At 58.7% G+C, this 441-nt stretch carries 1 protein-coding gene; it reads left to right on the forward strand.

The genetic code is table 11. The features are described from left to right. A partial coding sequence (locus QC029_RS31410; protein WP_279559102.1) for a hypothetical protein occupies positions 1–391 on the forward strand: 391 nt, incomplete at its 5' end. Between the last annotated feature and the right edge of the window lie 50 nt (positions 392–441).

The raw sequence follows: 441 nt of genomic DNA on the forward strand, positions 1-441 counted from the left end.
TGCATTGATGCGCGCCGCGTTGACAGTAGTGATGGCCGCAATATTTGCCATGCCGGCTGCGGCGGCTCAGGCGAAGTCTCCGGACTGCGCGAGTTGGCCCACCAACATGGCTCTCGTGCACCTCAAGAACGCCGGCCTGATTGATATCCCGTCAGTGATCGAGGCGCAGACCAAGGCCGTTCGTCTCGCATCCGAAAAGATCGGCAAAGACCTCCACCAGCAGGTCTATGACATCATTTTTCACACCGGGGATGGCAAGATCATCGAGGTCATCACGAACAGCCGGGCATCAAGCGAGGAATGCTCGATGAGCGGCGTCGACGTCTACGTGGTCTCGACAAAAATCGGCGGGTCGGTAGCGCTGCCATCGGAGGGCACGACTAAGAAGTGATCCGGCTGTGCCGAAAGCTCAAGAACTGGAATTGACCTGCAGCGCAGCCC

The organism is Streptomyces sp. DH37 (assembly GCF_029813835.1).
GTDB lineage: Bacteria > Actinomycetota > Actinomycetes > Streptomycetales > Streptomycetaceae > Streptomyces.